This window comes from Actinokineospora sp., assembly GCF_052390155.1.
Taxonomy (GTDB): Bacteria; Actinomycetota; Actinomycetes; order Mycobacteriales; family Pseudonocardiaceae; genus Actinokineospora.
In genome coordinates, this window is sequence record NZ_JBQTHF010000030.1 from 17,385 (window position 1) to 40,444 (window position 23,060).

Annotated in this window: 18 protein-coding genes; 2 read left to right on the plus strand and 16 right to left on the minus strand. The window is 70.1% G+C overall.

Annotated elements, in window-relative coordinates; genetic code table 11:
* Nucleotides 1–102 precede the first annotated feature (102 nt).
* A complete protein-coding gene (locus ACT4N7_RS11615) occupies nucleotides 103–1,983 on the plus strand; it encodes a 2-oxoacid:acceptor oxidoreductase subunit alpha (protein ID WP_444828674.1) in 1,881 nt (626 codons plus the stop codon).
* The gene (locus ACT4N7_RS11620; protein WP_444828675.1) at nucleotides 1,980–3,047 is read left to right on the plus strand and encodes a 2-oxoacid:ferredoxin oxidoreductase subunit beta; all 1,068 of its coding nucleotides are present in this window, start codon (nucleotides 1,980–1,982) and stop codon (nucleotides 3,045–3,047) included. Before ACT4N7_RS11615 ends, ACT4N7_RS11620 begins: the two co-directional genes overlap by 4 nt.
* A 61-nt stretch (nucleotides 3,048–3,108) precedes the next feature.
* Here ACT4N7_RS11620 and ACT4N7_RS11625 read toward each other — a convergent pair whose 3' ends face one another.
* From ACT4N7_RS11625 to ACT4N7_RS11700, 16 genes are all read right to left on the minus strand, one after another.
* Nucleotides 3,109–4,047, minus strand: a complete 939-nt coding sequence (locus tag ACT4N7_RS11625) for a sunset domain-containing protein (protein ID WP_444828676.1) — start codon at nucleotides 4,045–4,047, stop codon at nucleotides 3,109–3,111.
* Between the two features lie 10 nt (nucleotides 4,048–4,057).
* On the minus strand, nucleotides 4,058–5,191 hold the full coding sequence (gene arfA, locus ACT4N7_RS11630; protein ID WP_444828677.1) for a channel-forming protein ArfA/OmpATb: 1,134 nt from the start codon (nucleotides 5,189–5,191) through the stop codon (nucleotides 4,058–4,060).
* Nucleotides 5,192–5,339: 148 nt separating this feature from the next.
* Nucleotides 5,340–6,839 (minus strand): sunset domain-containing protein, encoded by a 1,500-nt coding sequence (locus ACT4N7_RS11635; RefSeq protein WP_444828678.1) that lies wholly within the window; start codon nucleotides 6,837–6,839, stop codon nucleotides 5,340–5,342.
* Nucleotides 6,840–6,995: 156 nt separating this feature from the next.
* A complete protein-coding gene (locus tag ACT4N7_RS11640; RefSeq protein ID WP_444828679.1) occupies nucleotides 6,996–8,012 on the minus strand; it encodes a polyprenyl synthetase family protein in 1,017 nt (338 codons plus the stop codon).
* Between the two features lie 127 nt (nucleotides 8,013–8,139).
* Nucleotides 8,140–9,669: an NADH-quinone oxidoreductase subunit NuoN gene (gene nuoN, locus ACT4N7_RS11645; RefSeq protein ID WP_444828932.1), complete on the minus strand. Its 1,530-nt coding sequence runs from the start codon at nucleotides 9,667–9,669 to the stop codon at nucleotides 8,140–8,142.
* A 47-nt stretch (nucleotides 9,670–9,716) separates the two neighbouring features.
* The gene (locus tag ACT4N7_RS11650; protein ID WP_444828680.1) at nucleotides 9,717–11,411 is read right to left on the minus strand and encodes an NADH-quinone oxidoreductase subunit M; all 1,695 of its coding nucleotides are present in this window, start codon (nucleotides 11,409–11,411) and stop codon (nucleotides 9,717–9,719) included.
* The gene (gene nuoL / locus ACT4N7_RS11655; RefSeq protein WP_444828933.1) at nucleotides 11,408–13,351 is read right to left on the minus strand and encodes an NADH-quinone oxidoreductase subunit L; all 1,944 of its coding nucleotides are present in this window, start codon (nucleotides 13,349–13,351) and stop codon (nucleotides 11,408–11,410) included. Before nuoL ends, ACT4N7_RS11650 begins: the two co-directional genes overlap by 4 nt.
* A 21-nt stretch (nucleotides 13,352–13,372) precedes the next feature.
* A complete protein-coding gene (gene nuoK, locus ACT4N7_RS11660; protein ID WP_187218470.1) occupies nucleotides 13,373–13,672 on the minus strand; it encodes an NADH-quinone oxidoreductase subunit NuoK in 300 nt (99 codons plus the stop codon).
* Nucleotides 13,669–14,505, minus strand: coding sequence for an NADH-quinone oxidoreductase subunit J (locus ACT4N7_RS11665; protein ID WP_444828681.1), 837 nt, complete (start codon nucleotides 14,503–14,505; stop codon nucleotides 13,669–13,671). The genes nuoK and ACT4N7_RS11665 overlap by 4 nt, the downstream gene beginning before the upstream one ends.
* Before the next feature lie 55 nt (nucleotides 14,506–14,560).
* Complete coding sequence (gene nuoI, locus ACT4N7_RS11670; protein ID WP_444828682.1) at nucleotides 14,561–15,082, minus strand: NADH-quinone oxidoreductase subunit NuoI; 522 nt, start codon at nucleotides 15,080–15,082, stop codon at nucleotides 14,561–14,563.
* Nucleotides 15,079–16,383: an NADH-quinone oxidoreductase subunit NuoH gene (gene nuoH, locus ACT4N7_RS11675; protein WP_444828683.1), complete on the minus strand. Its 1,305-nt coding sequence runs from the start codon at nucleotides 16,381–16,383 to the stop codon at nucleotides 15,079–15,081. Before nuoH ends, nuoI begins: the two co-directional genes overlap by 4 nt.
* Nucleotides 16,380–18,818: an NADH-quinone oxidoreductase subunit G gene (locus tag ACT4N7_RS11680; protein WP_444828684.1), complete on the minus strand. Its 2,439-nt coding sequence runs from the start codon at nucleotides 18,816–18,818 to the stop codon at nucleotides 16,380–16,382. The genes nuoH and ACT4N7_RS11680 overlap by 4 nt, the downstream gene beginning before the upstream one ends.
* A complete protein-coding gene (nuoF, locus tag ACT4N7_RS11685; protein WP_444828685.1) occupies nucleotides 18,815–20,113 on the minus strand; it encodes an NADH-quinone oxidoreductase subunit NuoF in 1,299 nt (432 codons plus the stop codon). Before nuoF ends, ACT4N7_RS11680 begins: the two co-directional genes overlap by 4 nt.
* The gene (gene nuoE / locus ACT4N7_RS11690; protein ID WP_444828686.1) at nucleotides 20,110–20,967 is read right to left on the minus strand and encodes an NADH-quinone oxidoreductase subunit NuoE; all 858 of its coding nucleotides are present in this window, start codon (nucleotides 20,965–20,967) and stop codon (nucleotides 20,110–20,112) included. Before nuoE ends, nuoF begins: the two co-directional genes overlap by 4 nt.
* The gene (locus ACT4N7_RS11695) at nucleotides 20,964–22,292 is read right to left on the minus strand and encodes an NADH-quinone oxidoreductase subunit D (RefSeq protein ID WP_444828687.1); all 1,329 of its coding nucleotides are present in this window, start codon (nucleotides 22,290–22,292) and stop codon (nucleotides 20,964–20,966) included. The genes nuoE and ACT4N7_RS11695 overlap by 4 nt, the downstream gene beginning before the upstream one ends.
* On the minus strand, nucleotides 22,289–23,053 hold the full coding sequence (locus ACT4N7_RS11700; RefSeq protein ID WP_444828688.1) for an NADH-quinone oxidoreductase subunit C: 765 nt from the start codon (nucleotides 23,051–23,053) through the stop codon (nucleotides 22,289–22,291). The genes ACT4N7_RS11695 and ACT4N7_RS11700 overlap by 4 nt, the downstream gene beginning before the upstream one ends.
* Between the last annotated feature and the right edge of the window lie 7 nt (nucleotides 23,054–23,060).

The window sequence follows — 23,060 nt, forward strand, 5'->3', positions numbered from 1 at the left end:
AGGGCGGCGCACGGCACGATGCCTACCGTTAGAGGGTGGGAGACGGGTTGATGATGGGTTACCTACCCGGTGCGGCGGTCAGAGCGAGGGATCGGCGGGCACATGAGCACAAGCGGTGACACTGGCGGCTCGTCGGTGACCAAGCTCGACCGGGTGGTGATCCGCTTCGCGGGCGACTCCGGCGACGGCATGCAGCTCACCGGCGACCGGTTCACCTCGGAGGCGGCGGCGTTCGGCAACGACCTGTCGACCATGCCCAACTTCCCGGCCGAGATCCGCGCCCCCCAGGGCACCATCCCCGGCGTCTCCAGCTTCCAGGTGCACTTCGCCGACTACGACATCCTCACCCCGGGCGACCGGCCCGACGTCCTCGTCGCGATGAACCCGGCCGCGCTCAAGGCGAACATCGCCGACCTGCCCGCGGGCGGCACGCTGATCGTCAACACCGACGAGTTCGTCAAGCGCAACCTCACCAAGGTCGGCTACGCGGCCAACCCGCTGGAGGACGACTCGCTGGCGACCTACCAGGTCCACGAGGTCGCGATGGCCACGCTGACCCAGGGCGCGCTGGCCGAGACCGGGCTGGGCAAGAAGGACGCCGAGCGCTGCAAGAACATGTTCGCCCTCGGCCTGCTGTCCTGGATGTACCACCGGCCGACCGAGGGCACCGAGCGGTTCCTGCGGGAGAAGTTCGCCAAGAAGCCCGACATCGCCGAGGCGAACGTATTGGCCTTCCGCGCGGGCTACTACTACGGCGAGACCACCGAGGCGTTCGCCGTCACCTACCAGGTGGCCCCGGCGAAGCTGAACCCCGGCACCTACCGCCAGATCACCGGCAATACCGCGCTGGCCTACGGCATCGTGGCGGCCGCGCAACAGTCGAAGTTGCCGGTGCTGCTGGGCACCTACCCGATCACCCCGGCCTCGGACATCCTGCACGAGCTGAGCAAGCACAAGCAGTTCGGCATCACCACCTTCCAGGCCGAGGACGAGATCGCGGGCATCTGCGCGGCCCTGGGCGCCAGCTACGGCGGCGCGCTGGGCATCACCAGCACGTCCGGGCCGGGGGTGGCGCTGAAGTCGGAGACCATCGGCCTCGGCGTGATGACCGAGCTGCCGCTGCTGGTGATCGACGTGCAGCGCGGCGGCCCGTCGACCGGGCTGCCGACCAAGACCGAGCAGGCCGACCTGCTGCAGGCGATGTACGGGCGCAACGGCGAGTCGCCGGTGCCGATCGTCGCGCCGCAGTCGCCCGCCGACTGCTTCGCGGCGGCGATGGAGGCCACGCACATCGCGCTCAAGTACCGCACGCCGGTGCTGCTGCTCTCCGACGGCGCGATAGCCAACGGGTCCGAGCCGTGGCTGGTGCCCGACGTGGACGACCTGGCCGACCTGTCGGTCGAGTTCGCCACCGAGCCCAACGCCCCGGACGGCTCCGGCGAGTTCTGGCCCTACCTGCGCGACCCGGAGACGCTGGCCCGCGCGTGGGCGGTGCCCGGCACACCCGGCCTGCAACACCGCATCGGCGGCCTGGAGAAGCAGGACGGCACCGGCAACATCTCCTACGACCCGGACAACCACGAGCACATGGTCCGGCTGCGGCAGGCGAAGGTCGACGGCATCGATGTGCCCGACCTGGTGGTGCACGACCCGTCCAGTGCGGCCCGGGTGCTGGCGCTGGGCTGGGGCTCGACCTACGGCCCGATCGGCGCGGCCTGCCGCCGGGTGCGCAAGCTCGGCCACCACGTGGCGCAGGCACACCTGCGCCACCTCAACCCGTTCCCGGCCAACCTCGCGAAAGTGCTCGCCGCGTACGACCGGGTCGTGGTGCCGGAGATGAACCTGGGCCAGCTCGCGCTGTTGCTGCGCGGAAAGTTCCTGGTCGATGTCATCAGCTACACGAAGGTCACGGGTCTACCGTTCAAAGCCGAGGAACTGCAGGACGTGCTCGCCGAGATCGTGAAGGGGGTGGATGTCACGTGACAGCCATCGACTTGGGGTTTCCGAGCCTGAGCGGCCTCGCGGGCGTTCCGACCAGCGATGAACCGCAGAAGGCCAAGGACTACAAGTCCGACCAGGAAGTGCGTTGGTGTCCGGGCTGCGGCGACTACGTCGTGCTCAACGCGGTGCAGTCGTTCCTGCCCTCGCTCGGGCTCAAGCGGGAGAACATCGTCTTCGTCTCCGGCATCGGCTGCTCGTCGCGCTTCCCGTATTACATGAACACCTACGGGATGCACTCGATCCACGGGCGCGCCCCGGCGATCGCGACCGGCCTGGCGACCGCGCGGCCCGACCTGTCGGTGTGGGTCGTCACCGGCGACGGCGACTCGCTCTCCATCGGCGGCAACCACCTGATCCACACGCTGCGGCGCAACGTGAACCTCAAGATCCTGCTGTTCAACAACCGGATCTACGGGCTGACCAAGGGCCAGTACTCGCCGACGTCCGAGCCGGGCACGGTCACCAAGTCCACCCCGATGGGCTCGCTGGACCACCCGTTCAACCCGGTGTCGCTGGCGCTGGGCGCGGAGGCCACGTTCGTCGGCCGCGCGCTCGACTCCGACCGCAAGGGCCTCACCGAGGTGCTGCGCCAGGCCGCCGAGCACCGCGGGTCCGCGCTGGTCGAGATCTACCAGAACTGCCCGATCTTCAACGACGGCGCGTTCGACGTGCTCAAGGAACCGGGCGCGGCGGAGCAGCGGTTGATCCCGCTCGAACACGGGCAGCCGATCCGGTTCGGCGGCGAAGGCGAGTACGGCGTGGTCCGTGCGGGCTTCGGGTCCCTTGAGGTGGCGAAGGTCAGCGAGGTCGGCGAGGACGCGTTGGTCGTGCACGACGCGCACGCCGAGGACCCGTCCTACGCGTTCGCGCTGTCCCGACTGTCCACTCAGGACTTGAGCCACACGGTGACCGGCGTGTTCCGGTCGGTGCGCCGCGACACCTACGACGACCTGGCGCGGGAGCAGGTGGCCCGGGCCAAGCAGGCCAAGCGCGCGGACCTGCAGGGTCTGTTGCGCGGCAAGGAAACCTGGACCGTCATCGGCTGATCCACTTCAAGACGCCGAAACGGCCACCGCCCGCGGGCGGTGGCCGTTTCGCTGTCCGCGATCAGGTCGCGGTGGTGCGCTTGCGATCCCACGCGGTGAAGCCCGCCCGCTCGGCGTCGGCCGCGGTCTTGAACCATGCCTCGGCCTTGGTGCGGCCGTAGTACGGCGAGTCGGTGGTGTGGAACAGCATCGAGTCGGCGTTGCCCTTCACCGTGTACTCGTCCGACGGGGCGGACCCGTCGGCCATCGGCAGCGCCGAACCCGGACCGTACGGGGGCGTCGTCGTCGCGAGGAACATCGGCTCCGGCGCGGTCGCCTGCGCCGGGACCTCCGCGTCGCCCCGGTCGCGCGGGCCGACCCGGTTCCACGGGGCGAAACCCGCCCGCTCGGCGTCGTCGCCCGTGCGGAACCACACCTCGGCCGTGGTGACCGAGTAGAACGAGGACTCCTCGGTGTGGAACAGCATGGAGTCCATGTTGCCCTTGATCGTGAACTCCTCGGCCGGGGCGGAGCCGTCGGCGAGCGGCCGCGCGGAACCCTCGTAGTCGCCGGGCTCCCAGGTCGGCGTGTCATCGACATCCGCGACAGGCGCGACGAAGCCGCGGACGGTGTCCGGCTCGTCGAGCGTGCCGGACAGCGCGCCACCGTCCTTTGCGGACTTGTCCTTTTCGGACTCGACGGCCGGGCCGTCCGCCGTCAGCACGGGGATCTCACCGGTCGGCGGGTCGATGTCCGCCGACGAGCGAAGCACAGAGGTGCGCTCCTGGTCGTCCAGCGCGCCCAGCGCCGAATCCCGAACCTCGACCCGGTCCTGGGCCGCCTCGCCGTTGCCGCGGTGCGCACCCGCGGCGGCGCGCGGCCGCGCGGGCGCGCTGATCCGCTCCTCGGTCACCTCGACCTTGGGCTTGCGGAACAGCTTCAGGACCAGCCAGGTGACCAGCGAGCCCAGCAGGAAGGACAACAGCAGCCAAAGCCACACCTGCCCGAACAGATACGTCATAGCTCGTCTCCTAGACAACGGTGATCTCGACCCGGCGGTTGGCCGCCTGACCGGCTGGGGTGTCGTTGGGTGCCAAGGGGGCGGTGTCGCCGAATCCCTTGGCGGTGATGCGATCGGCGGCGACGCCGAGTTCCACGAGTCGCGCTTGGACGGTGGCCGCGCGCTGCTCGCTGAGCACCTGCGCGTCCAGGGTCCTGCCCGGCGTGCCCGCGACATGGCCGCTGACCTGCACGGCCACCCCGGACAGCAGCGGTGCGATGGCCTGCACGGTCTGCGCCCCGGCCGGGGTGAGCAGGGCCGTGTTCGGCTGGAAGGTGATCGGCTGCGCGGCGACCAGCGCGTCAAGCTGTCGCTGCACGGCCTGCTTGTCCACTGCGGGCGCCGCCACGGTGAGCTGGTTGTCGACCGTCGCACCAGGCGCCAGGGCGGCCGCCTGTCGCGCGGCGGCGGCCTTGTCCGCCTCGCCCGCGACGCTGCCGGACAAGGTGACCGTGTCCCCGTCCCAGCGCACGCTCCGTTCGCCCGCCGACGCACCGAGCGCGCCGACGGCCTTGCCGAGTTCCGCGGGCCGCGCGGGCAGGGTGACGCCGGGCGTCACGGTGAGCTGGTCGACCACCGGACGGCCACCCGCGGCTTCGGTGGCGGACGAGACCAGCGCCGCCCGCGCGGCCTCGTCGGGAACCGACCCGGTGAGCGTGACCGTGCCGTCCTTGAGCGCGAAGCCCAACGGAACGCCCGCGACAGCGGGCGCGGGGGTGGCGGTGCCCGGCTGGGCAGGCGCCGCCGCGGTGCCGACCACGTTCGCCGACCACACGCCGTCGACGGACTCGACAGCGGCGCGCGCGGCGTCGACCTGTCCTGGCTGGACACCGGTCACCTCGGCCACGACGCCGTCCATCCGCACGTCCGCGCCGGTGATCCCGGCGGCGACGAGCGCCGCGCGGGACTTCGCACCGAGGTCGTCCTGGACCGCGGCGCGCTCGCCGAACGGCGCGAGCGTGGCCAGCACCGCCAGCAAGGCCGTGATCAGCACCAGGCCGACCAGCCAGGGCAGCCAGCCGCCGCGCTTCGGGTACGTGGTCGTCGTCGTGTGGCGGACGAGTGTCTCGCCGGGGGAGAGCAAATCTGCTGCGGAACCTGGCATGGCCGCTCCGAATAGGACGAACACCGCCGATCGCCCGATTGGACGATCTCGAACGCCACCTCTCGGCCTAGGCCAGGTGCGCACACGGTGTCTTCTATCAGTCCTGATCGGACATCGCCACTCGACGTGACCGAACGGCTCCGCAAAGTCAGCCGAGTGGGCGGAATCCGACTCGCTCGGCGTCGCCGACCGTGCGGAACCAGACCTCGGCGACCGTCCGGTCGAACTTGGGCGACTCCGGCGAGCAGTAGCGCAGCGCGGTGACGCTGGCCTTGATCTTGTACTCGCCGGACGGCGACTGGCCGCCGGGCAGCGGCAGCGCCGAGCCGGGGCCGAACGGGCCGGACGCGACGAACGGGTCGAGACCACCCGTGGGCGACTGCAGGGTGCGGGCACCCTGCGGGCGCTGCGGGAGTTGCGGCAGCGGTGTGGAGTTCGTCACCTCGTCGGCCGGGAGCACCGGCTCGAACAGCGACCGCTCGCGGTCACCGGCGTCCTCGCCCGCGGCGAGCGGCCGCGCCGGGGCGGCGGGCGAGGTCTCGACACCGAACGGCTGTCGGTTCTGCGGCTTGGCGGGAACCCGCTTCGGCAACACGGCCTGCGTCCTTTCCGGCTCGTCCGAAGCAGGCTCGGGGAACTCTCCCGACCGACCGCCCACCTCCGCCCACACGGGCTTGGGCGGCGTGGGAAGTACCCGGGTGTGTGCTTGGTGGGCCTGCTCGGCGTCCTGCTCGGCGTCGTCCGGCTCGTCGACCTGGACGGGTCGGACGAACTGGGTGGCCGCGTCGACCGACGCGATGGCCGGGATGGCGCCCGCGAAGTGCTCGTGGTGGTGGTCCGCGGGGTCGGTGCCGTTCCGCTCGGCACCGTCCGCTTCTGACTCGTCAGCCAGGTCGTCCACCAGCGCGTAGTCGGCCTTGGCGGCTGCTTCTGCCTTGCCTTCGGCGTCGATCCGGCTGATCAGCTCGGCCGGGATCGGCGTGGTGTGCTGGGTGAAAATGGTGCCGCCGGTGTCGGCGTAGAGCGTCTGGTCGCCCGGGTCGCCGTCGTCGTCGTCCAGGTCGTCCACCAGGTGCTGGTCGGCGGAGCGGTCGTCGGAGCCGTCGCCGACGAACCAGTCGCGGCGGTCGTCGTCGTCCAGCTCGGCGGGTGCCTCGACCGACTCGTCCGGCGCGAGCCGCGCGGCGGGGATGTACTGGGTGGCCTCGGCCAGTTCGACTGCCTCGTCGGGCTGTCCGGGCCGGGTGAACAGGCCACCGTCGAACGAGCCCGCCTGCCGGTCGTCGTCACGCTCGTCCAGGTCCGGTTCGAAGAGCTGCAGGGCGCCGCGTTGGGCGGCTTCGTCCTCGGGCTCGTCGTCGTCGTACCGGGGACGCTCATAGCGGTCGAGCTCGTGCCGCGGCTCGTCGCGGACGTCGTCGGCGAAACCGGGAACCAGTGCGGCGGCCGGGTACCGGGCGGCACCGAAGTCGTCGGCGTCGGGTCGCTGCTCGACCGGCTCCGCTCCCCGCCTGCGCACAGCCGCGAGTCTGTTCTCCAGGTCGGCGATGCGCCTGCGGGCCGGATTCGCGATCAGCGCCCAGCAGAGCAACGCGCCGACCAGGAACCCGGCGAGGCTCCAGAGCCACACCTGACCGAAGAACGGCATCGGCCTTAACTCCCTCCCGGCCGCGCCACGGTGACGCGTAATACCGTCGTCCAAGCCTAGGGGAGGCTACTGCGGTCGAGTGAGCCACCGGCAGAGAGCCACCAAATTCGGCGAGACTTTACAGTTTCTCCACCGAGATAGTGTCGTGACCGTACCCTAACGGGTTCGGGCGACTACATAACGTGTCAATAGTTCGAGCGCCTCGCGCGCCGGGCCGGCGGGCAGCGCGGCGAGTTCGGCGAACGCGCGGTCGGCGTACTCGTCGAGAGTCTGCCGCGCCCGCTCCAGCCCCGGCGACTTCCGCAGCAGGGTGAGTGCCTCCTCGACGCCCTCGTCGTCGGCGATCGGCCCGGCCAGCAGCTCGGCCAGCCGGTGATCGGCGTCCTCGGCGAGGGCGTAGAGCATCGGCAGGGTGCGGATGCCCTCGCGCAGGTCGGTGCCGGGCGTCTTGCCGGACTCGGCCGCGGGCGAGGCGATGTCGATGACGTCGTCGGAAATCTGGAACGCGGCGCCGATGATCTCGCCGAACCGGTAGAGCGTCTCGGTCTGCGCGGCGGTCGCGCCGGAGAACATGGCGCCGTAGCGGCCGGAGGTGGCGATGAGCGAGCCCGTCTTCTGCGCGATGACCGACAGGTAGTGCTCGATCGGGTCGTCGTCGCGGGGGCCAACGGTCTCGCGCATCTGGCCGGTGACCAGCTCGCGCATGGTCTCCGCGATCACCCTGGTGGCGACGGCGCCGAGATCGGCCACCAGCATCGAGGCGTGCGCGAACAGGAAGTCGCCGGTCAGGATGGCGATGGAGTTGTCCCACCGGGCGTTGGCGCTCGCGTCGCCGCGGCGCATGGTGGCCTCGTCCATGACGTCGTCGTGGTAGAGGGTGGCGAGATGGACCAGTTCGACGGCGGCGGCCGCGGCGATCACGCTGTCGGTGTTGCCCTCGTTGAACTGTGCGGACAGCACGGTGAACAGCGGCCGAAAGCGCTTGCCACCGGCCTTCACCAGGTGCAGCGCGGCCTGGTCGACGAAATCGACGTCGCTGTGCACCACGGTGCGCAGCAGCTCCTCGACCCTGCCCAGCCCATCCACGACGGCCTGGACGAGCGCGGGATCGGCGCTGTCGAGCCCCAGCGAGGCGGTCAGCTCGGGAACGGCGGAGTCGTCGGTGGCAGTCACGTCGGCGGCACCCTCGATTGGCTTGGCTACTGACTGCCGAGCCTACTTGTCAACCGACCACGACTTGCCCCGAATGTCTCGAAGGCCACCCCCGGCGTGGAGGTGGCCTTCGGGACGTGACGCTCGGCTACCGGATGGCGAACGTGCCGCCCGCCGCCCAGTCGAGGGCGAACGCGGGCGCGATGCCCAGCAGCAGCGTGACCAGCACGCCCAGGGTGATCGCGGCCGTGGTGAAGGCACCCGGCACGGTGACCGTGGGGCCGTCGGCGGCGGGCTCGCTGAAGTACATCAGCACGATCACCCGCAGGTAGAAGAACGCCGCCACGGCCGAGGCCACCAGCGCGATCACCACCAGCGGGGCCATGCCGTCGGCCAGCGCGGCCTCGAACACGACGAACTTGCCGACGAACCCGCTGGTCAGCGGGATGCCCGCGAGCGCGAGCAGCAGGAACGTGAACACACCGGCGACCAGCGGCGACCGCTTCGCCAGGCCCGCCCACTGGGACAGGTGCGTGGCCTCACCGGAGGAGTCGCGGACCAGGCTGATCACGCCGAACGCGGCCAGCGTCGTGAAGCCGTAGGTGAGCAGGTAGAACAGCGTGCCGGACAGGCCCTTGTCGGTCAGCGCGATCGAACCGACCAGCAGGAAGCCCGCGTGCGCCACCGAGGAGTACGCGATCATCCGCTTGACGTCGGTCTGGGTGAGGCCGAGGACGGCGCCGATGACCATCGACGCGATCGCCACGCCCCACAGCACGCCGCGCCACTCCCAGCTCGTCGACTGGAACGCGATCTGCAGCACGCGCAGGATGCCGCCGAACGCGGCGACCTTGGTGCAGGCGGCCATGAACGCGGTGACCGGGGTCGGCGCGCCCTGGTAGACGTCGGGTGTCCAGGTGTGGAACGGGCCGACCGACGCCTTGAACAGCAGGCCGACGACGAGCAGGCCCATGCCGCCGAACAGCAGCGTGTCGGAGCGGTCGGTGCCCGCGGCGGCGGCGGCGATGTCGGCGAGCCGCACGGAGCCCGCGTAGCCGTAGAGCAGGGCCACGCCGTAGAGGAAGAACGCCGAGGCGAACGCGCCGAGCAGGAAGTACTTGACCGCGGCCTCCTGCGACAGCAGCCTGCGACGGCGGGCCAGGCCGCACATCAGGTACAGCGGCAGCGACAGCACTTCCAGCGCGATGAACATCGTCAGCAGGTCGTTGGCCGAGCAGAAGATCATCATGCCGCCGAGCGCGAACAGCGTCAGCGGGAAGACCTCGGTCTGCATGCCGGTGGACGCGACCTGCGCGCGGTCCTGCACGGTGCCCGGCCGGATCGCGGCACTGGCCACGAACGCGCCGCCGGGCTCGACCGAGCGGTCCGCGATGAGCAGGATCGCGCCGAGTGACAACGCGAGCAGCGTGCCCCAGAGGAACAGTGCGGGCCGATCGACCGCGATGGTGCCGTACAGGGCCAACTCACCCGCGGCAGGCGCATCGGTCAGGTAGATCGCCAGTGCCACACCCGAGGCCGCGAGGGTGGCCAGCGACAGCACCACCTGGGCGGGCCAGCGCTGATGACGCGGCAGGAACGCCTCGAACAGCACGCCGACGCACGCCGCGCCGAGCACGATCAGGATCGGCACCACGGGCTTGAGCGGCGGGGGCTCCACCTTCGGCAGTGCGGGCTGCTCCTGCGCGAGGAGGAAGACCGAAGAGATCACGGACACTGCAGTTGCCTCTCTGCGGACTGGACCGGGTCGACCAGCCGCGCTTCGCACATGGTGTCCGCCACCGACGGCGTCACCGTGTCCAGCACGGGCTTCGGGAACACACCCAGCCCGACGATCAGCAGGACGAGCGGCGCGAGCACCGCCTTCTCCCGGACGTTCAGGTCGAAGATCGCCTTCTTCGCGCCGACCCGCGGGTCGGCCAGCACCCCGACACCACCAGCGGCACCGCTCGACCCGGCAGGCGGTTCATCGGTATTGATGCTCGAACCCGCAAGCGGTTCATCGGTATTGATGCTCGAACCCGCAAGCGGTTCATCGGGAAGCAACGCGCTGCCCCGCAGCGGGCCCGTCATGACCCGCTGGTAGAGCCACAGCACGTAGAGCGCGGCGAAGATCATGCCGATGGTCGCGATGATCGTGTAGACCGGCGCGTTCGGGTACGAGCCGATGAGCACCAGGAACTCGCTGACGAACGAGCCGGTTCCCGGCAGCGACAGCGTGCTCAGGCCCGCGATCAGCAGCATGCCCGCGAGCAGCGGGGTCAGCTTGGCCATGCCGCCGTAGTCGGCGATGCGGGTGGAGCCGCCGCGGGCGACCACCATGCCGATCACCAGGATCAGCATGCCGGTGGCGATGCTGTGGTTGACCATGTAGGTGACCGAGCCCGCCATCGCCTGCGAGCTGAACGCGAAGATGCCCAGCGCGATGAAGCCGAAGTGCGCGATCGAGACGTAGGCGACGAACCGCTTCATGTCGGTCTGGCCGGTGGCGAGCAGGGAACCGTAGATGATGCCCGCGACGGCCAGGATGAGCACCAGCGGCGCGAGCTTGGCGCTTGCCGCGGGGAACATCGGCAGCAGGTAGCGCAGGAAGCCGAACGTGCCGACCTTGTCCAGGATGCCGACGAGCAGCACCGCGACGCCGATGGGCGCCTCGGCGGTGGCGTCGGGCAGCCAGGTGTGCAGCGGCACCAGCGGCGCCTTGACCGCGAAGGCGATGAAGAAGCCGAAGAACAGCCAGATCTGGGTGGACAGCGGCGCGTCGCTGACCACGCGGACCAGGGTGGCCCAGTCGAAGGTGCCCTGGCCCAGTTCGTCGGCCGCCAGCACGTAACAGCCGATGACCGAGGCCAGCATGATCAGGCCGCCGAGGAACGAGTAGAGGAAGAACTTCATCGCCGCGTACTGCCTACGCGCCCCGCCGTAGGAGCCGATCAGGAAGTACATCGGGATCAGCATGATCTCGAACAGCACGTAGAACAGGAACACGTCGGTCGCGGCGAACACGCCGACGGTCAGCGCCTGCTCCAGCAGGATCAGCGCGAAGAACCCGCCCGCGGTGCGGCCCTCTGGCAGCTTGTCCGCCCAGCCCGCGCCGATCACCAGCGGCACCAGCAGCGCGATCACCGCGATCATGACCAGCGCGATGCCGTCGACGCCGAAGGAGATGTGCACGCCGAACGACGGGATCCAGTCGAAGGAGAACGCCAACTGCAACCGGGCACCGCTCGGCTCGTAGCTCGCCCACGCGACCGCCGCGACGACGAACTCGGCGATGGAGACCCCGAGCGCCGTGAGTTTGGCGACCCGGTCGTTGGCGCGCAGGGCGACGACCGCGCCCGCGCCGACCAGTGGCAGCAGCAGCAGCACTGCCAGCAGCCATGACCCCGTACCGGATGTCATGCGAACCTCACCATCAGCAGTGCGGCGACCACCAGGATCGCCCCTCCGAGCATGGACAGCGCGTAGGAGCGCACGAAACCGGTCTGGGTCCGGCGCAACCGGCCGGAACTACCGCCCAGGCCCGCCGCGATGCCGTTGACCAACCCGTCGACGCCCCGGTTGTCGACGTACACCAGCGCCCGGGTGAGCCAGATTCCCGGCCTGCCGAACAGCGCCTCGTTGAGGTGGTTGCCGTAGAGGTCGGCGCGCGCGGCGCGGACCGGGAACGACACCCGCTCGGGCCGGGTGACCGGCTGCTCGCCGCGGCCGAAGATCGCGAACGCGACGGCCGCGCCGAGCAACGAGATGGCGACCGTGAGGATGCCGATCAGGCCGTGCGAGAGCGGGCCCTCGACCTCGACCAGCGCGCCGATCGACGGGGTGAGCCAGTCGGGCAGCAGTCCGATGAGGACTCCGCCTGCCGCTACCGAGCCGACGGCCAGCACGATCATCGGGATGGTCATGGTCGCTGGCGACTCGTGTGGGTGGTAGCTGCGACCGTCCTCGGACTTCAGGTTCTCCCAGCGGGGCTTGCCCAGGAACACGAGGATCAGCAGGCGCGTCATGTAGAACGCGGTGAGGCCCGCGCCCAGCAGCGCGACGCCGCCGAAGATCCAGCCGCGGGTACCCGGCTCGCCGAACGCCGCGGCGATGATGGCGTCCTTGGAGAAGTAGCCGGACAGGAACGGGAAGCCGATCAGCGCGAGGTAGCCCAGCGTCCAGGTGATGAAGGTGACCGGCATCTTGCGCGCCAGCCCGCCCATCCGCCGAATGTCACCCTCGTCGTTCATGCCGTGCATGACCGACCCGGCGCCGAGGAACAGCCCGGCCTTGAAGAAACCGTGCGTGAGCAGGTGCAGGATGCCGAACGCGTAGCCGGCCGGGCCGAGACCGACAGCCAGGATCATGTAGCCGATCTGGCTGACCGTGGAGTAGGCCAGCACCTTCTTGAAGTCGTCGTACGCGCAGCCGATCACGCAGCCGATGACCAGGGTGACCGCGCCGACGATCATCACGACCAGCCGGGCGTCCGCGGCCTGGGGCAGCGAGTAGATCGGGCTGGAGCGGGCGATGAGGTACACGCCCGCGGTGACCATGGTTGCCGCGTGGATCAGCGCGGACACCGGCGTCGGGCCCGCCATCGCGTCCGGCAGCCAGGCCTGCAACGGGAACTGGCCGGACTTGCCGCACGCGCCGAGCAGCAGCAGCAGGCCGATGGCCACCACGGTCGTGGTCGACTGCTCGCCGATCCGGTCGAACACCTCGGTGTACTGGGTGGTGCCCATGGTCTTGAACATCAGGAAGATCGCCAGCGCCAGGCCGACGTCGCCGACCCGGTTCATCAGGAACGCCTTCTTCGCCGCGGTGGCCGCGAAGCCCTTGCCCTGGTACCAGCCGATCAGCAGGTAGGAGGCGAGACCGACGCCCTCCCAGCCGAAGTAGAGCGTCACGAACCCGTTGCCCAGCACCAACAGCAGCATCGCCGAGATGAACAGGTTCAGGTAGGCGAAGAAGCGGCGCCGGTCGCGGTCGTCGGCCATGTAGCCGATCGAGTAGATGTGGATCAGCGCGCCGACACCGGTGATCAGCAGCACGAACGTCAGCGACAGCGGGTCGATCCGCAGGCCGAAGTCGATCTGCAGCGCGGTGACCGAGATCCAGTCGAACACGTGCAGGTTCTGCAGCCGCTCGCCAGCGGGCAGCGAGGTGCTGCCGAGGAACAGGATCACGCCGTAGCCGAACGCGGCGATCACCGTGCCGCTGCCGAGCAGGTGGCCGATCTTGTCGGTGCGCCTGCCGCCGACCAGCAGCACGACAGCGCCGATCGCGGGCAGCACCAGCAGCAGCCACGCCGAACTCGCGGCCCCGGATGCCTGCTGGACCTCGGCGGCCAGGTTCATGGTTCCCGTCACGGAGATCCCCTAGTACTTCAGCAGGTTGGAGTCGTCGACCGAGGCGGTCCGGCGGGTGCGGAAGATCGACATGATGATCGCCAGACCCACCACGACCTCGGCGGCGGCCACGACCATCACGAAGAACGCCATCACCTGGCCGGACAGGTCGCCGTTGATCCGCGCGAACGTCACCAGCGTCAGGTTCACCGCGTTGAGCATCAGCTCGATGCACATGAACACCACGATGGCGTTGCGGCGCACCAGGACACCGACGGCGCCGATGGTGAACAGCAGCGCGGAAAGCAGCAGGTAGTACGTCGGAGTCATTCGGCCACCTCCTTGCCGGGGGCGAGCGAGCGGGCGTTCGGGCCGGGCAGGGTGCCCGCGACGGCCTTGCGCTCCTCGTCGAGCTTCGCCGACGCGGTGGCCTCGATGAGCCGCGACAGCGACTCGGGGGCGACCGAGCCGTCCGGCAGCAGCGCGGGGGTGGCCACCGAGTTGGACGTGGCGAACACCCCGGGTCCGGGCAGCGGCGACGGGCGGTCGTGCTCGCCGCGGAAGCGGGCCTCGACCAGTTCGCGCTGCGTCTTCTTGCCCCGGGTGTGCGGGTCGACGTAGCCCAGGACCATCGCGCCGATGGCGGCGGTGATCAGCAGGGCCGAGGTCAGCTCGAACGGGAACAGGTAGTCGGTGAAGATCAGGCGGCCGAGGTTGGCGACGTTGCCGTCGCCGCCGTTGGCCAGGTCGCCCGCGAGCCCGGCGGGGGTGACGTCGGTGAGCGAGCGGGCGACGGCGCCGACGATCAGCACCGCGAGCCCGACCCCCAGCACGCCTGCCCACAACCGTTGTCCGCGCAGGACTTCGACCACCGAGTCGGACGAGTCGCGGCCGACCAGCATCAGCACGAACAGGAACAGCATCATGATCGCGCCGGTGTAGACGATGATCTGCACGAAGCCGAGGAACGGCGCCTGCTGGACCATGTAGATCACACCGAGGCTGAGCATCGTCATCACCAGGAACAGCGCGGAGTGCACCGCGCTGCGGGCGAAGATCATCCCGAGACCGCCCGCGAGGGCGAGCGGGCCGAGCACCCAGAAGGCAATTGCCTCACCGGTGCTGACCGTGGCCGCCTCCTGGGCCAACAGCAACGCGCTCACGCCGCCCCCTCGCAGACTCCGTGCCGCCGCTCGCGGACGGCCGGTGACTTCGTGCTCACTTCGCCTCCCCGGTGGCAAGCTCGGGCCCGTTGACGTAGTAGTCCTGCTCGTGGTCGCCCAGGCGCATCGGGTGCGGCGGCTGCTCCATGCCCGGCAGCAGCGGCGCGAGGAGCTGCTCCTTGGTGTAGATCAGCCGCTGGCGGTCGTCGTCGGCCAGCTCGAAGTCGTTGAGCATGGTCAGCGAGCGGGTGGGGCACGCCTCGACGCACAGGCCGCAGCCGATGCAGCGCAGGTAGTTGATCTGGTAGTCGGCGCCGTAGCGCTCGCCGGGCGAGTAGCGCTCGTCGTCGGTGTTGTCGCCGCCCTCGACGAAGATCGCGTCCGCCGGGCAGGCCCACGCGCACAGCTCGCAGCCGACGCACTTCTCCAGCCCGTCCGGGTGCCGGTTGAGCTGGTGGCGGCCGTGGTAGCGCGGCGCGGTGCCGGGGAAGTTCTCCGGGTACTCCTCGGTGACGACCTTCTTGAACATCGTCGCGAAGGTCACCCCGAATCCCTTCAAGGGATCGAAGACGCTCACTGCTCTGACTCCTTCTCGGGACCGGCGCCGACCGCGGCCCGTTCCCGCCGGGCGCGGCGCGGGCGGACCGGCTTGTCCGAGGGCTTGGCCGGGATCTGCAGGTCCAGGGGCGGAACCGGGTAGCCGCCGCCGGTGACCGGGACGCTCTGGTCGCCGGGGTCCGACACCGCACGCTCGGGCAGCAGGAAGCTGAGCCCGATGAGCAGCAGCAGCACGATGCCGCCCGCGACCAGGATGGTGGTCGGAGAGATCGACGCCTCGTTGCGGAACGCGCGCAGCGCCACCACGAGCACGATCCACACCAGGTTGGCAGGCACCAGGATGCGCCAGCCCAGCCGCATGAACTGGTCGTAGCGCATCCGGGGCAGCGTGCCGCGCAGCCAGATGAAGACGAACAGGAAGAAGAACGTCTTGGCGAAGAACCACAGCACCGGCCACCAGCCGGTGTTGAACATGTTGTCGTTGATCTGCGAGAGCGGCCACGGGGCCATGTAGCCGCCGAGGAACAGCGTCGTGGCGAACGCCGAGACGATGACCATGTTGACGTACTCGGCGAGGAAGAACAGCGCGAACTTCATCGAGCTGTACTCGGTGTGGAAGCCGCCGACCAGCTCCGACTCGGCCTCGGGCAGGTCGAACGGGGCCCGGTTGGTCTCGCCGATCATCGACACGAAGTAGATGAGGAAACTCGGTACGAGCAGGTAGAAGTACCAGCCGCTGGATTGCGCGTCCACGATGTCGCCTGTGGACAGTGAGCCGGTGTAGAGGATGACCGCCACGATCGACAGGCCCATCGCGATCTCGTAGGAGATCACCTGTGCCGCCGAGCGCAGGCCGCCGAGCAGCGGGTACGGCGAGCCGGAGGCCCAGCCCGCGAGCACGATGCCGTACACGCCCATCGACGAGCAGGCCAGGATCACCAGCACGCCGACCGGCAGGTCGACCAACTGCAACACCGTGCGCTCGCCGAAGATCGAGACCTCGGGGCCGAACGGGATCACCGAGAACGCCAGGAACGCCGGGATCGTGGACATGATCGGCGCCAGGAAGTAGACCTTCCGGTCAGCCGTGTCCGGGATGATCTGCTCCTTGAACGGGAGCTTGATCGCGTCCGCGATGGACTGCAGCCAGCCGTTCGGGCCGACCCGGTTGGGGCCGGGCCGGTGCTGCATCCTGGCGACGACCTTGCGCTCCCAGATGATCATGAACATGGTCATCAGCGCGCCGAGCAGCAGCAGCACGACGGCCTTGATCAGGATCAGCCAGATCGGGTCGTCGACGAGCAGTTGGGCCCGAGTCATGCGTTCCCTCCTGGATCAACAGTCACGACGTCACCGTGACCGGCGCCCAGCACTCGGCGGGTGGCCGAGTCGCCGGAGTTGGCGGGCAGCCAGACGACGCCGTCCGGCAGGTCGGCGACCTCGACCGGCACCGTGATCGCGCCCCGGTCGGTGGACACGCTGACCGTGCCGTTGACGCCGAAGTCGGTCGCGGTCTTGCGCGACAGCCGGGCCACCACCGGGCGGGCGGTGCCTGCCAGGTGCGGCTCGTCGTCCTGCAGCGACCCGTTGTCCAGCAGCATCCGCCAGGTGGCCAGCACGACCTGGCCCTCGGCCGCGGGACGCGCCGCGACGTTCGGGGCGGTCGCGGTGCGGGCCACCGCGGGGAGCCGGGCCAGGTCGGCCGCCGCGGCGGCCGGGGTCTGGGTGAACAGGTCGGCGTCCATCTCGACGGCCAGCGAGTCGAGCACCCGGCAGTCCGGCATCGCGCTGGTGCCGTCGAGGGTGCTGCCGAACTCGCGGCGCCTGCCCTCCCAGTTGAGGTAGCTGCCGGACTTCTCGACCGACGGGGCGATCGGGAGCACGACGTCGGCGTGCGCGGTGGCCGCGCTGTGCCGCAGTTCCAGGCTGACCACGAACCCGGCCGCGAGCGCCCGCTCGGCGAGCACCGGGTCGGCGAGGTCGAACGGGTCGACACCGCCGACGACCAGCGCGTCGAGCTGCCCGTCCGCCGCCGCGGCGAGGATGGCGTCGGTGTCGCGGCCCGGCTCGGCGGGCAGCGCGCCTTCGGCCAGGCCCCAGACCTGCTCGACGACCGCGCGGGCCTTGGCGTCGGCGACGAGCCGGGCGCCGGGCAGCAGGCTCGGCGCGGCACCCGCGTCCAGCGCACCGCGTTCGCCCGCCCGGCGCGGAATCCACGCGACCTTGGCCCCGGTGGCCGCCGCGAGCCGCAGCACCGCGGTGAACAGGCCCGGCACCGCGGCGGCGCGCTCGCCGACGAGGATCACCGAGCCCGCTTTGCCCAGTGCGTCGGTGACGTCCGGGGCGTGCGTGGCAAGGCCGTCGAGCGCGCCCGGCTCGGCGCCAGGGGCGCAGGCGAGCAGCGTGCCGCCGGTCTTCTCGACGCTCGGGGTGGCCCACTGTCCGATGTGGAACACCGTGGTCTTGTTCGTGCGGGCCGCTTTGCGCAGCCGCAGGAACACGATCGGCGCCTCTTCCTCCGGCTCGAAGGCCACGCACAGCACCGCGGGGGCCGACTCGATGCCGCGGAAGGTGACCCCGTGCTCGGGGGTGGTGCCGACCACGGTCGAGGCGAGAAAGTCCAGCTCCTCGGCCGAGTGCGGCCGGGCGCGGAAGTCGATGTCGTTGGTGCGCAAGGCGATCCGGGCGAACTTGGCGTAGGCGTAGGCGTCCTCGACGGTGAGCCGACCGCCCGCGAGCACCGCGGCGCCCTTGCCTGCGCGGGCCTTCGTCAGCCCCTCGGCCGCGACCTGCAGCGCGTCGGTCCAGCTCGTCTCGACCAGCTCACCGGTCTTCGCGTCGCGCACCATCGGCCGGGTGATCCGGTCGGTGGCCCGCGCGTAGCGGAAGGCGAAGCGGCCCTTGTCGCAGATCCACTCCTCGTTGACCTCGGGGTCGTCGCCCGCGAGCTTGCGCATGACCTTGCCGCGCCGCCAGTCGGTGCGCTCCGCGCAGCCCGACGAGCAGTGCTCGCACACGCTCGGGGTGGACACCAGGTCGAACGGGCGCGACCGGAACCGGTACGCCGCACTGGTGAGCGCGCCGACCGGGCAGATCTGGATGGTGTTGCCGGAGAAGTAGCTCTGGAACGGCTTCTCCTCGGCGATGCCGATCTGCTGCTGCGCGCCGCGCTCCAGCAGTTCGATGAACGGGTCGCCCGCGATCTGCGCGGAGAACCGGGTGCAGCGCTGGCAGAGCACGCAGCGCTCGCGGTCGAGCAGCACCTGGGTGGAGATCGGCAGCGGCTTGGCGAAGGTGCGCTTGGTCTCGACGAACCGCGATTCGGTGCGGCCGTGGGCCATCGCCTGATTCTGCAATGGACACTCGCCGCCCTTGTCGCAGATCGGGCAGTCGAGCGGGTGGTTGATGAGCAGCAGCTCCATCACGCCCTGCTGCGCCTTGTCGGCGACCGGCGAGGTGAGCTGGGTCTTGACCACCATGCCGTCGGCGACGGTGATCGTGCACGAGGCCTGGGGCTTGGGCATCGGGCGCCCGCCCATCTCGACCTCGACCAGACACTGGCGGCAGGCGCCCGCGGGCTCCAGCAGCGGGTGGTCGCAGAACCGTGGGATCTGGATGCCGAGCCGCTCGGCGGTGCGGATGACCAGTTCGCCCTTGGGCGCGACCACCTCGACCCCGTCGACGACCAAGGCCACATGCCCATCGGGCACGGGCAGTTTGTCCACTGTGGACGGATTCTCCGGCGCGATGGTCATCGGTGCGCTCCTGCGAGTGCGGGCTTGGCGTTCTGGTCGCACAAGGCGAGGAACTCGTCCCGGAAGTACTTGATACCGCTGGTGATCGGGCTGACCGCGCCGTCGCCGAGCGCGCAGAACGACCGGCCCAGCACGTTGTCGCAGATGTCGAGCAGCGTCTCGATGTCCGCCTCGGTGCCCTGGCCCGCGACCATCCGCTGCAGGATGCCCGCGAGCCAGTAGGTGCCCTCGCGGCACGGGGTGCACTTGCCGCACGACTCGTGCTCGTAGAACTCGGTCCACTTCATCACGGCCCACGGCACGGACACCGTCTCGTTGAAGACCATGACCGCCGTGGTGCCCAGCATCGACCCGGCCGCCGCCGCGCCCTCGAAGTCCAGCGGCACGTCGAGGTGCTCGGCGGTGAACATCGGGGTGGACGAGCCGCCCGGGGTCCAGAACTTCAGCGGGATGCCGTCCTTCATGCCGCCCGCCAGCTCCAGCAGCTCGCGCAGCGTGGTGCCCAGCGGCGCCTCGAACTGCCCGGGCCGCTCGACGTGCCCGGAGATCGAGTAGATCTTCGGACCGGGCGAGCGGTCGGTGCCCATGGTGCGGAACCAGTCGGAGCCGCCGTTGACGATGAACGGCACGCTGGCGATGGTCTCGACGTTGTTCACTGTGGTCGGCGCCGCGTAGAGACCGGCGGCGGCGGGGAACGGCGGCTTGAGCCGCGGCTGGCCGCGACGGCCCTCCAGCGAGTCGAGCAGCGCGGTCTCCTCACCGCAGATGTACGCGCCCGCGCCCGCGTGCACCGTGATCTCCAGGTCGAACCCGGAGCCGAGGATGTCGGTGCCCAGGTAGCCCGCCTCGTGCGCCTCGCTCACCGCCGCGTTGAGCCTGCGGATGCAGTGCAGCGCCTCGCCGCGCACGTAGATGAAGCAGTGGTGCGACCGCATCGCGTACGCGGCGATGACGCAGCCCTCGATCAGCGAGTGCGGGTCGGCCATCATCAGCGGGATGTCCTTGCACGTCCCGGGTTCGCCCTCGTCGGCGTTGATCACCAGGTAGTGCGGCTTGTCCTCGTTGGGCGGCATGAACGACCACTTGACGCCCGCCGGGAAGCCCGCGCCGCCGCGGCCGCGCAGGCCGGAGTCCTTGACGACCTGGACGAGCTGCTCCGGGGTGCCCGCGAGTGCCTTGCGCAGCGCGGTGTAGCCCTCCAACTGCTCGTAGGTCTTGATCGTCCAGGACTTCGGGGAAAGCCAGCGCTTGGTCAGCACGGGGGTGACCGGGGCGGGCTTGTTCGGCGTGGTCACTTCTGCTCCCCTGCTTTGACACTCGAACCCGCAGGCGATTCTTCGGCAGGCAGAGGCGGGTTCGGCATGACAGGGGCGGTCCAGCCCCGGTCGGCGGCCAACTGCGCGCCGCGCAGCGTCTCCACCGCGGCCGACGGACCGTCCACACCGGACCGGTAGACGAACTCGTCCACCGGGGAGAACCCGGCCAGTTCCAGCTCCGCGGTGCGGAAGTCGCGCAGCGGGGCGCCCCGGGTGGGCGCGGGCCGCTCGCCCGCGCGCAGCGCGTCGACCAGCGCGACCGCCGACTCCGGGGTCTGGTTGTCGTAGAACTCGTAGTTGACCTGGAGCACCGGGCCGAGGTCGCAGGCCGCCAGGCACTCGGCGTGCTCCAGCGTGATCGAGCCCGGCGTGCCCGGCTCGCCCACGGTCTCGTTGTGGCCCAGGCGTTTCCCGTCCTCGCCCAGGTGCTCACCGAGAGTCTTGTAGATCGCGTCGCCGCCGAGCACCGCGCACAGGGTGTTGGTGCACACGCTGACCAGGTGCTCGCCGCACGTCTTGCGCTTGTACATCGTGTAGAACGTCGCGACCGCGCTGACCTCGGCCGCGCTCAGGTCGAGCTGCAGGGCGCAGAACTGGATGCCCGCCTGGCTGACCTTGCCCTCCACCGACTGCACCAGGTGCAGCATCGGCAGCAGCGCCGAGCGGGACTGCGGGTACCGGCCGACGATCTGCAGCGCCTTGGCGGTGATGTCCGCGCCGAACACGCTCAGGTCCGCCGCGGTCTCGGTCACCAGGTGCCCGGCGGGCACCGGGGCGATGCCCACCACGTCGGTGTCCGGCACGGTCGCCTGGTGCGTCTGTTCCGCGCTCAACGGTCACACCCCCCCATCACGGGATCGATCGAGGCGACGGCCGCGATCACGTCGGCGACCATGCCGCCCTCGGACATCGCGGGCATCGACTGCAGGTTCACGAAACTGGGTTCGCGCACGTGCACGCGCAGCGGGCGGGTGCCGCCGTCGGACACCAGGTGGTAGCCCAACTCGCCGCGCGGCGACTCGACCGGCACGTACACCTGGCCCGCGGGCACCGCGAAGCCCTCGGTCACCAGCTTGAAGTGGTGGATCAGCGACTCCATGGACTGGCCCATGATCTTGCGGACGTGCTCAAGGGAGTTGCCCATGCCGTCGCTGCCGATGGTCAGCTTGGCGGGCCAGGCGATCTTCTGGTCCTCGACCATCACCGGCCCCGGCTCCAGCTTCTTGAGCGCCTGGTTGATGATCCGCAGCGACTGGTGGATCTCCTCCAGCCGCAGCAGGTAGCGGGCGAAGGAGTCGGCGGCGTTCGAGGTGGGGACCTCGAAGTCGTACTCCTCGTAACCCAGGTACGGCTCGGTCTTGCGCAGGTCCCAGGCCAGCCCGGCCGACCGCAGGATCGGCCCGGTGATGCCGAGCGCGAGGCACGCGTCGACCGGGAGGTAGCCGACGTCCTTGAGCCGGTTGCGCCAGATCGGTTGCCCCGTAAGGAGTTTGTCGTAGTCCGGCAGGCGCTTGTTCATCACCTGGAGGAACTCTTTGACCTTGACCTCGAAGCCGTCCGGCAGGTCCTGCGCGAGCCCGCCCGGCCGGATGAACGCGTGGTTCATCCGCAGGCCGGTGAGGAACTCCAGCAGGTGCAGCGCTTCCTCGCGCTCGCGGAAGCCCGACGTCATCGCGGTCAGCGAGCCCAGCTCCATGCCGCCGGTCGCGAGCGCGACCAGGTGCGAGCTGATCCGGTTGATCTCCATCAGCATCACCCGGATGACCTGCGCGCGCCGCGGTGCCTCGACGCCGAGCAGCTTCTCCACCGCCAGGCAGTACGCGGCCTCGTTGTGCAGCGGCGCCAGGTAGTCCATCCGCGTCACGAAGGTGACGCCCTGGGTCCAGGTGCGGTATTCGCAGTTCTTCTCGATGCCGGTGTGCAGGTAGCCGATCACCGAACGGGCCTGGGTGACGGTCTCGCCCTCCAGCTCCAGCACCAGGCGCAGCACGCCGTGCGTCGACGGGTGCTGCGGGCCCAGGTTGATGATGATGCGCTCGTCGTGGATCGCGTCTTCCAGGACCTCGTCCCAGTCGCCGCCGGTGACCGTGTAGACGCGGCCCTCGGTGGTCTCGCGCGCGTCGGCGTAGGACTCCTCGGTGGCTTCGTTCGTGGTCACGAGTACGACCTCCGCTGGTCGGGCGGAGGGATCTCCGCGCCCTTGTACTCCACGGGGATGCCGCCGAGCGGGTAGTCCTTGCGCTGCGGGTGGCCGTCCCAGTCGTCCGGCATGAGGATGCGGGTCAGCGCGGGGTGTCCGTCGTAGACGATGCCGAACATGTCCCACGCCTCGCGCTCGTGCCAGTCCGCCGTCGGGTAGACCTCCACGACCGACGGGATGTGCGCGTCCTCGACCTCGACGGCCACTTCCAGCCGGATGCGCCTGCGGAACGTCATGGAAGTCAGGTGGTAGACCGAGTGCAGCCGCTGCGGGACGTCGACGCCATAGTCCACACCGGACACCGAGCTGCACAGCTCGAAGCGCAGCGCGGGCTCGTCGCGCAGCGTCCAGCACAGCGCGACGAGGTGCTCGCGGTGGAGGTAGTAGGTGATCTCACCGCGGTCGACGGTGACCTGCTGGATCGCCTCGGCCGGGATCTCGCGCTTGGCCATCGCGGCGCGCAGGTCGTCGGTGAACTCGTCGAACCAGCCGCCGTAGGGGCGCTCGGCCGGGGCCGGGCTGTACGCGGGCAGCCGCAGGCCGCCGAAGCCCGACGTGTCGCCGGTGCCCTGGATGTTGAACATGCCCTCGCGGGCCTTGCCGGTGACGACCGGCGCCTGGTGCTCGGCCGGGCGCGCCAGCTCGACGTTCGGCTCCAGGCCGTCGTCCGGGCGCTGGGCGCTGGAGCCCTCGCCGCCGGTGGTGGGGTTCTCAGTCATGTCCGAA

What these genes read in the sequence shown, in the direction of transcription:
- ACT4N7_RS11615 (WP_444828674.1), top strand. Translation starts at nt 103, where the DNA reads ATGAGCACAAGCGGTGACACTGGCGGCTCGTCGGTGACCAAGCTCGAC.
- ACT4N7_RS11625 (WP_444828676.1), bottom strand. Translation starts at nt 4,047, where the DNA reads ATGACGTATCTGTTCGGGCAGGTGTGGCTTTGGCTGCTGTTGTCCTTC.
- arfA (WP_444828677.1), bottom strand. Translation starts at nt 5,191, where the DNA reads ATGCCAGGTTCCGCAGCAGATTTGCTCTCCCCCGGCGAGACACTCGTC.
- ACT4N7_RS11635 (WP_444828678.1), bottom strand. Translation starts at nt 6,839, where the DNA reads ATGCCGTTCTTCGGTCAGGTGTGGCTCTGGAGCCTCGCCGGGTTCCTG.
- ACT4N7_RS11650 (WP_444828680.1), bottom strand. Translation starts at nt 11,411, where the DNA reads ATGACATCCGGTACGGGGTCATGGCTGCTGGCAGTGCTGCTGCTGCTG.
- nuoL (WP_444828933.1), bottom strand. Translation starts at nt 13,351, where the DNA reads ATGAACCTGGCCGCCGAGGTCCAGCAGGCATCCGGGGCCGCGAGTTCG.
- nuoK (WP_187218470.1), bottom strand. Translation starts at nt 13,672, where the DNA reads ATGACTCCGACGTACTACCTGCTGCTTTCCGCGCTGCTGTTCACCATC.
- nuoH (WP_444828683.1), bottom strand. Translation starts at nt 16,383, where the DNA reads ATGACTCGGGCCCAACTGCTCGTCGACGACCCGATCTGGCTGATCCTG.
- ACT4N7_RS11680 (WP_444828684.1), bottom strand. Translation starts at nt 18,818, where the DNA reads ATGACCATCGCGCCGGAGAATCCGTCCACAGTGGACAAACTGCCCGTG.
- ACT4N7_RS11700 (WP_444828688.1), bottom strand. Translation starts at nt 23,053, where the DNA reads ATGACTGAGAACCCCACCACCGGCGGCGAGGGCTCCAGCGCCCAGCGC.